This is a genomic window from Pseudomonas sp. PS02303 (assembly GCF_029959925.1).
GTDB classification, from domain to species: Bacteria; Pseudomonadota; Gammaproteobacteria; order Pseudomonadales; family Pseudomonadaceae; genus Aquipseudomonas; species Aquipseudomonas mandelii.
In genome coordinates this window covers 1-8,090 of the sequence record NZ_JASCOM010000260.1, presented here as the reverse complement: position 1 = coordinate 8,090, position 8,090 = coordinate 1, and the positions used below count along the sequence as shown (strand labels likewise).

Genomic DNA, 8,090 nt, shown 5'->3' with positions numbered 1-8,090 from the left:
CCCCCCCCCCCCCCCCCCCCCCCCCCCCCCCCCCCCCCCCCCCCCCCCCCCCCCCCCCCCCCCCCCCCCCCCCCCCCCCCCCCCCCCCCCCCCCCCCCCCCCCCCCCCCCCCCCCCCCCCCCCCCCCTAGATCGAATACGGTAAGGGATCTATCGCCTGATAGGCAGTTACAGAGATCTATGCGGCCTTAGAAAGACGCAGCTATCGCCTGTGCAAGCTGCTGGTCGGACATCAGCGGAGAGCTGTAAGTCGCCCTGTAGAAGCGTGACGCCTGTTCAAACTGCGCGCCACGAATTTCGCCATCTGAGCCAATGAATGCCAGTGCATCAGGTTTGGCTGGCTTGAAATTTTTCGTGGCCAGCATCGTCAGCGCTGTCGTTCCTGAAAGAAGGAAGGTTGGAGCCATTGTTATCATCATCATCGAATTTTGATATGAGCCTTTGTTTTCAGCGGAGGCTTGGGCGCTAATTGACACAACGGCTACGATTGCCAGGGTCTTCCAGAAATCCATTCTTCGATGCTTCCATTGCCATTTAGGGGGGCACCATAACATTCTAGTACCAGCTCGATTCTTATCAGCCTCAACTAATGCCTTGAACACCAAAAAAATGGTTCAGCGCTATTAACTCAATCAAAGCTACGAAAATACATAACACAATGAATCCAGGGCTGAAAACCCGCTTACGGTTGGAAGATTCACTGCCTAGCCCACATGGTTCTGAATCACCGGAAATCAGCAGAAGAAACCCCAGCCACGCCAAAATACCGACCTTGCCTTTGAAGCTCTGATTTCGCCATGCGGTCATCTGATATTTCCCGCACCGGGATTTATTCGGCCCAACGTCGTTTGTTCGGGACACCCCTCTAGCTTCTCCTCAACTTTCTGGAATGAGCGAGCTATCTTCACCAGCGCGTTGGCTCCTTGCTCATCGCCTTCGGCCAGCATGCGGTCTGCTACTCCGAACAGATCCACGCCTGCCCACTTGAGGGTGGCAGCTGCTTCTTTCATGTCGCCGCGCAGTTCTTTAGTAGAGTTGTTCATTCCTATGCAGTCTCCATCACTCACTATTCTGGCAGGAAATTGTGATCAGCCCCTGCTCAACCTGATTAGATCGCACATCAGCATATCTAAATGCTCATACAGTTTTCCAATCCTCTCCATGCACACTTAAAACTCTGGATCTACAGACGGTTCCGTAGCACTAAATAGATCTTGGGCGGTTCTTTCATGTGCCAACGCAGCCCTTCGCGGAAGGATAGCGCAAAGCTAGCTACTGCCGCATGAGTGGATGCTCGCCTTAAACTCTGCAAGGCGTGTTCCCCGGCCGCTTACGCAGACGCCGCGAGCAACCGAGATTGACCAACTGTTGCCGCATCAATGGATGCTTGTCTGATCTGTGCAAGGTTGTTCGCTGGCCGCTTAAGATTTTCTTCTTCCAGTCACGCGCTGAACATTGAGCAAGATTTGTGTTGCAGACGCTTACGGCGAAACGGCGTGTCGTTGCAGATTTCGTGCAGGAAAGAAGCACTGCCTATCCGATCATTTGATAACAAGCCCTGGCGCGAAATCAAAAAAATCACACCCATTAAAAACTTGAGAGCCTACTCACGCTTTTCTCAGTATTTTACTTATAACGAGGGGGAGGAGGCAGACGCAGACATCACCGAGCACCTCGATGTCGAACGTGCGAAGTATTGTCTCTGCCTACGTTGCTCCGGCTGCCATTGACGGTGGTATGGCCGGCCCCCGGCTTGATTGCCTGGATCTTGATAAGCAAGTATCTCGATCATTTGCCGCTGTATCGGCTGGAGCAGATCGCCCAGCGTGACGGGGTCACTCTGGGCTGCTCAACCTCGTCGGAGTGGTTAGGCCGCTAGAGTTTTTGCCCTGCAACCCTTGGCCGATCGATTGCTTGAATTACTGCATCAACGCCTGATTTTGCATGCCGAAGAAACCCCGGTGCAGCAAATGGATCCCGGCAAGGAGAAACCAACCGGGCCTATCTGTGGTGTTATCGCAGCACCGACCCTGGATGAGAGGTCAGGCGTTGCCATGTTCGACTATCAGTCCCGGACGCAGTGGTGCGTATCTTCGTCACAGAATTTTCGAGTCCGCGAAGCATCCCAATACCGACCTGCATGCTGAATCAACCTGTAAGTTAAGTCGATGATTTTATTGAGGTGTGAATACTCGCGTTGCCGGACTTGTCATTTTTTACGACACGCAATGAGTGCGGTGCGCATTACTGACTAACATTTTCCACATTGTGGCCGATGCTTTACCTATAGGAATAGGAGCAATACCGATGAGAAACAATCAACCGGTCACGCAGCGCGAGGTTGTTCTCGGGCTTCAGCAAAAACTCATCTCCACAACGGACGTACGAGGTGTCATAACTTACTGCAATGATGCGTTCGTCGATATAAGCGGTTTCGAGGAAGCGGGCCTGATCGGCGCGCCCCAAAATATCGTTCGTCACCCTGATGTACCTCCTGCCGTATTCGCCCATATGTGGGGCGCGCTAAAGCAAGGCAAGCCATGGATGGGCATCGTCAAGAATCGTTCGAAAAACGGAGATCACTACTGGGTCAATGCCTATGTCACCCCGATTTTCGACGGTGTCCAGATTGTTGGCTACGAATCGGTCAGGGTGAAGCCGACCGGTGAACAGATTCGTCGGGCGGAAACGCTGTACAAACGCATCAGTCTCGGGAAATCAGCCATACCATACCGTGATAGATGGCAACCGGCTCTGCTCGCTTCGTTGCCGACTGTTGTCATGGGTTTAGTAGGCACGCTGTGTGGCGCGATGCTCGGCATTCCTGAAGCTATTATGCTAGCTGTCGCAATATCAGTACCTATAGGCCTGCTAGTGTCGCATCGACAAAATCAAGGGGCGTTGCGTCTGCTGGGAATGTCGGAAGCTTCAACCTCCGATTCGCTGCTGGCGAAGATGTACAGCGACGAACGCGGCCCTCAGGCGCGCCTTGAAACTGCGTTCGTCAGCCAGGCTTCCCGACTCAAGACCTGTCTCACTCGATTGCACGACACGGCTGAACAATTGAACGAGTTGGCCGGCAGATCCGATAGCCTTGCTGCGGACAGCTTCCGAGGACTTGAACGCCAGCGCGTCGAGACCGAGCAAGTATCAGCCGCTGTCAATCAGATGGCAGCCACAACGCAAGAAGTCGCCAGCCACGTTCAACGCACTGCTGACGCCACCCAGGAAGCCAGTGTGCTCACCGGGCGCGGACGCGAGGTGGCTCGAGACACCCGAGAAGCTATCCAGTTGCTCTCGACTGTGGTGGGTGAAACTGAGCTAACAGTCGCTCAATTAGCCAAGGACAGTAATGAAATTGGCACAGTGGTCGACGTAATCAAAGGCATTGCCGATCAGACAAACTTGCTGGCGCTGAACGCGGCCATTGAAGCCGCTCGGGCGGGCGACATGGGCAGAGGTTTTGCGGTAGTCGCCGATGAGGTGCGTCAACTGGCCCAGCGTACAACTGAATCAACCGCACAAATCCATAGCTTGATCTCAAAGTTGCAGGTCTCGTCTAACAACGCCGTAAAGATCATGGCGAGCGGACACCGCAGGGCCGACGAAGGTGTGGCATGGGTGCTTGAAGCGGACAAAGCCCTGGTGGGTATCAGTGAAGCCGTAGAGAATATCACTGACATGACCACCCAGATTGCCGCCGCGACTGAAGAGCAAACTGCGGTTGCCGAGGAAATCAGCCGCAACATCAACACAATCGTGGATCTGGCCGATCAGACGTCTGAGCAAGCAAGGCATTCGGCTGAGCTAAGCAGCGAATTGACTCAGACAGCCAAAATTCAATATTCGTTGGTTGAGCGGTTCAATCGGTAGTTCACCAGAATGAATGCGCAGACTTCACATAAGAGTTTTGCTACTTATAAAAGGCGGCGTAAATTTAAAGTCGAATTTGACTATATACTCCGTGATATTAGGTTTTGGTTTCGTTCGATGCTCGGCGAGCAAGTGGTCAAGCGCTTTAACTAAAATCGGCAGTTCTTCGTCGCGGAAGCAGACATATTCTGTCGACTAGCCCAAGTATCGGCAAGGCGTACCTGGCGAAGTTTTAGCTCTTGGGCAAAGGCCTCTGCTGCAATCTTGGGAAGTATGCCGATGCCTAGGCGTAGTTCGGCTAACTAGGCCAGCTATGCATGATCTCTTTCTCAGAGGATCATAAGATTTAGAACGCAGATTCTCTATCTGCTCTGTTGCCCGATATTTAGAAAGCTTGAGAAATTGATAGCTAGCTTGAGCGCTCCGCTTTCGTAGGTTACTCAGCGCTTCCGACTTACTCTGTTTTAACAACGATATCCGCCTAATGATGACGGCTGCAGTTGATGCCGTGGATCGTATTCTCAGATCTGGTTTAAATACACAAAGCAGAACTGCTTCTCGTCAACCTCTTCCAGAAGGGTGAGTACACCGATGATCTCTTTTTAAACTCCAAATCTAAGTCCACCGGGGAGGTTATGGGCGCACTGTATGCGATCAATAGACGATGGGGCAGGGGGCCGTCTCCATACATCCTGATTGGTGTATGCGGAGAGAGATAGTGAGCCAAAGTTTCGCGACCTGTGTTGATAAATTTTTGACATTGTACTGCCGACAACTCGCAATTCTACGAGCTATCAGACGGTACTGAGAGTAAATCTAAATCACGGTTATGTTTGATGAGTGCAATGAGAGGTTTTTAGGCAGTGGCGTTTCTAGAATACATCTTTCAAACTACAGCATTAAGAGCTCGAAATGCGAATTATTATTAAAGGCAATATTTTCAATATTGATACGCAGAGATGACTTTATCTGTTAGGCACCAGGAGCAAAATAATATTAAATAAAATAACTATTAGCCGATAAATTTTCTGATCAATGGCACGCCTCTAGGTTAACCAGATCTCCCACTATGAAGAGAAAACTCTATGATTTGGTTCCTGAATCTACGCCTTGCGGCAAAGCTGTCGATATCATTTTTGGTCTGCGCATTGATAACTGTCGCGATCGGGTTCGTTGGGATGACCGGTAACGCCAGGTTAGGCGACACAATCGCATCCATATTCGGCAATAATATAACATCAATTAACAAAGTAAATGAGGCGCTTCAACAAGTAATTTATCACAATAGAGATCTGTACCTACTGCTGGCACAAAAGGCTGGTAACGCAAGTGAGTCGGAACTCGCAACCACTCAAAAATCATTATCTGATCGTAAGCGTACTGTAGAGAATTCATTCGCGATTTATCGTAGTACCCCGCTACGTGAAGACGAAAAAGTGCTGGGTGATAAATTCGAAACGGATTGGCCTGCTTATATAAAAGCGGCCGAGCAGTTCTCCAATACCTTGAAGTCGGGGGATTTGCCAGGAGCTAGGTCGCTTCTGACAGGAGATGTAAGTAGTAAGTACGGTTTCGCTGAAAAAGAAATGTTGGGGATCATCGCATCTAATATTGAGCAAGCTGACGATATGAAACGTGAGAGTGATGTACTCATTCAGAGCTCTAAGCTCACGTTGATTGCGGGTATGGTAATTGCTTTCGTTCTAGCAATAGGCTTGGGTCTTCTAATCACACGCCTCATTACGCGCCCCCTGTCTTACGCAGTAGCGGCTGCAGAGCGCATTGCCGCCGGTGATCTTACACAACGTATCGACGCAGGTGGCCAAGACGAAACCGGTCAGTTGCTTTCCTCCCTGGGTGGAATGCAGGCTAGCCTTAGAAATACAATCCAAAATATATCGAGTGCTTCAGATCAGCTTGCATCGGCAGCAGAAGAGCTAAGCGTCGTAACGGACAAAAGCACACGAGGCCTCACTCAGCAGAGCAGCGAAATCGAGCAGGCAGCCACTGCTGTCAACGAGATGACCGCAGCTGTCGATGAAGTCGCTCGCAACGCTGTTTCTACAGCAGAAATATCGCAACGCACGAATCAAGATGCCATGGCTGGTAAGAGCAAGGTTGGAGAAGCAGTTCTAGCAATTGAAGACATGGTTGGCGAAATAAATTCGTCTAGCTCGCAAGTTCAAGAGTTGGCTCATCAGACGAAAGAGATTAGCAAGGTACGTGAGGTGATTCGGTCGATTGCTGACCAAACCAATCTGCTGGCCTTGAATGCCGCCATTGAAGCTGCTCGAGCTGGGGAGCAAGGTCGCGGCTTTGCGGTGGTGGCTGACGAGGTGAGAGCCTTGGCTCATCGCACCCAGTCCTCCACTGTCGAAATTGAGGGGATGATTAATACCGCGCAAACAAGCGCTACCTCAGTAGTACAAACCATGAGTAAGAGTCAGCGCAAGGCAGATAACACACGTCAGTTGGCGCAGGCTGCAGGCGTTGCGCTGGAATCGATCACTGAAGGCGTCGCTGCAATTACAGAACGGAATCTGGTGATCGCAAGTGCCTCGGAAGAGCAGGCACAGGTTGCTCGTGAGGTAGACCGTAATCTCGTGAACATTCAAAGCTTATCAGCTCAAACTGCTACAGGAGCACATCAGACCAATGCTTCGAGCCACGAACTATCGAGGCTTGCAGTGTCCTTCACTCAGCTGGTAGCCAAATTTAAGCTTTAGATTTGGATGAAAAATACGTTTTACTGGTGCGGCTTTTAACTTACGTTACGCAGCACGATGCCCCAGTAAAGCCCATCAGACCGGATTCTTTGCCGTGGAATTGGGCTCTCCGATCTGGAGAGCGCTCCCTGCCAATTGCTCGTACAACTCATGCACCATTCTTGAGCTCACGGCCTTGGCAATCAAGGCTAGCGCGATGAGGCTGATCACCATAATGTGACTTTAAATCATCTCCATCACAATAGTGGCGGAGATGATTGGAGACTGAGTGACTGCAGCCAGAAAACCCACCACACAGAGTGCGATAGTTGGCTGCGCGGCCAGCTGGAACAGCTCTGCGGTATTCGCGCCGACAGCGGCTCCTACCGCCAGTCAAGGGGCAAAAATCCCGCCAGGGATATCCAAAAAATATGTCACTACGGTCGCCAAGAAACACGTAATTGGTGCGTGCCAGGGCAGGACAACATCGGATACGATGACCTGAGAGATAATGCCGTAGCAACTACTGAATTACATTCCGCCACTGAGCCAATCCAATATTGCGACTACCAATCCACAGATGCCGGCAAACCACGCTGAGTGTAAGCGCCGCCATTGCCAGATGATGAACTCTGGGTGTTGGCGCTGATTGAAAACTGACCCACCCTGCCGAATGAAAATTGACCCAGGACGGATTGCTGATTTCTGTCCCAGCAATTGTGGATAAGCTTAGCAGCAGTGTTCCGATTCAAGACGCATCAAGCCCCACCGCATTTATGCATGCAGCAGGGCATTTATGGTGCGGATCAAAATGGCTCATCTTCCCCGATATCATCTCCGTCCTTGCGCTTTCGTTCCCGTGATTTGATCTTTGTCTGGGCGGCCAAGGTGCTGTGTTGAAGGCGGTAAGACTCGTTGCCTGTTTCAACGATATGGCAATGGTGTGTCAGCCGATCCAGCAGAGCCGTAGTCATTTTGGCGTCGCCAAACACACTCGACCATTCCGAGAAGCTCAGGTTGGTGGTGATAACCACGCTGGTGTGTTCGTACAGTTTGGACAGCAGGTGAAATAACAGGGCACCGCCGCTTTGACTGAAGGGCAAATACCCCAGCTCATCCAGTATCACCAGGTCTGTTCGTAGCAGTCCCTGGGCGATTCGGCCTGCCTTACCATCGTACTTTTCACGCTCCAGCAGATTGACCAGATCCACCGTGGAGAAAAAGCGCACGCGTTTGTTGTGGGCCGTGATTCCGGATACAGCCAAGGCACTGGCCAGGTGTGTTTTCCCGGTTCCAGGGCCTCCGATGAACACGACATTTTGCGCGGTTTCAGTGAACGCTAAGCTGGATAGATCGCTGACCAGCCGGGCATCAGCGCTGGAAGCTCTGAAGTCAAAGCCAGCTAAGTCACGGTGCATGGGGAGTTTTGCCATGTTCATCTGATGATTCACCGAGCGCACCGCGCGATCCGCATGTTCCTGCTGAAGCAGATGTTCCAGCAGCCATTTCGATG

6 protein-coding genes and 2 pseudogenes are annotated in these 8,090 nt (G+C 51.5%); 3 read left to right on the top strand and 5 right to left on the bottom strand.

Annotation, left to right across the window (positions count from 1 at the left end):
* Window positions 1-187 precede the first annotated feature (187 nt).
* From QMX98_RS29575 to QMX98_RS29565, 3 genes are all read right to left on the bottom strand, one after another.
* Window positions 188-511, bottom strand: coding sequence for a DUF2388 domain-containing protein (locus tag QMX98_RS29575; RefSeq protein ID WP_282411801.1), 324 nt, complete (start codon window positions 509-511; stop codon window positions 188-190).
* A 70-nt stretch (window positions 512-581) separates the two neighbouring features.
* The gene (locus tag QMX98_RS29570) at window positions 582-806 is read right to left on the bottom strand and encodes a hypothetical protein (protein ID WP_282411800.1); all 225 of its coding nucleotides are present in this window, start codon (window positions 804-806) and stop codon (window positions 582-584) included.
* Window positions 803-1,042, bottom strand: a complete 240-nt coding sequence (locus QMX98_RS29565; RefSeq protein WP_282411799.1) for a hypothetical protein — start codon at window positions 1,040-1,042, stop codon at window positions 803-805. Before QMX98_RS29565 ends, QMX98_RS29570 begins: the two co-directional genes overlap by 4 nt.
* 701 nt (window positions 1,043-1,743) lie before the next feature.
* On the opposite strand from QMX98_RS29565, the pseudogene QMX98_RS29560 reads away from it, so the two are divergent.
* From QMX98_RS29560 to QMX98_RS29550, 3 genes and pseudogenes are all read left to right on the top strand, one after another.
* Window positions 1,744-2,090: pseudogene (locus tag QMX98_RS29560) on the top strand (transposase); the annotation flags it as partial.
* A 216-nt stretch (window positions 2,091-2,306) separates the two neighbouring features.
* On the top strand, window positions 2,307-3,872 hold the full coding sequence (locus tag QMX98_RS29555; RefSeq protein ID WP_282411798.1) for a PAS domain-containing methyl-accepting chemotaxis protein: 1,566 nt from the start codon (window positions 2,307-2,309) through the stop codon (window positions 3,870-3,872).
* Between the two features lie 1,085 nt (window positions 3,873-4,957).
* Entirely contained in the window at window positions 4,958-6,598 is a 1,641-nt protein-coding gene (locus QMX98_RS29550; protein WP_282411797.1) for a methyl-accepting chemotaxis protein, read from the top strand.
* A 75-nt stretch (window positions 6,599-6,673) separates the two neighbouring features.
* On the opposite strand, the pseudogene QMX98_RS29545 reads toward QMX98_RS29550, so the two are convergent.
* Both QMX98_RS29545 and istB read right to left on the bottom strand, forming a co-directional pair.
* Window positions 6,674-7,222: pseudogene (locus tag QMX98_RS29545) on the bottom strand (chloride channel protein); the annotation flags it as partial.
* Between the two features lie 161 nt (window positions 7,223-7,383).
* Window positions 7,384-8,090: IS21-like element ISPsy20 family helper ATPase IstB (gene istB / locus QMX98_RS29540; RefSeq protein WP_282411796.1), on the bottom strand; the 707-nt coding region annotated here is incomplete at its 5' end.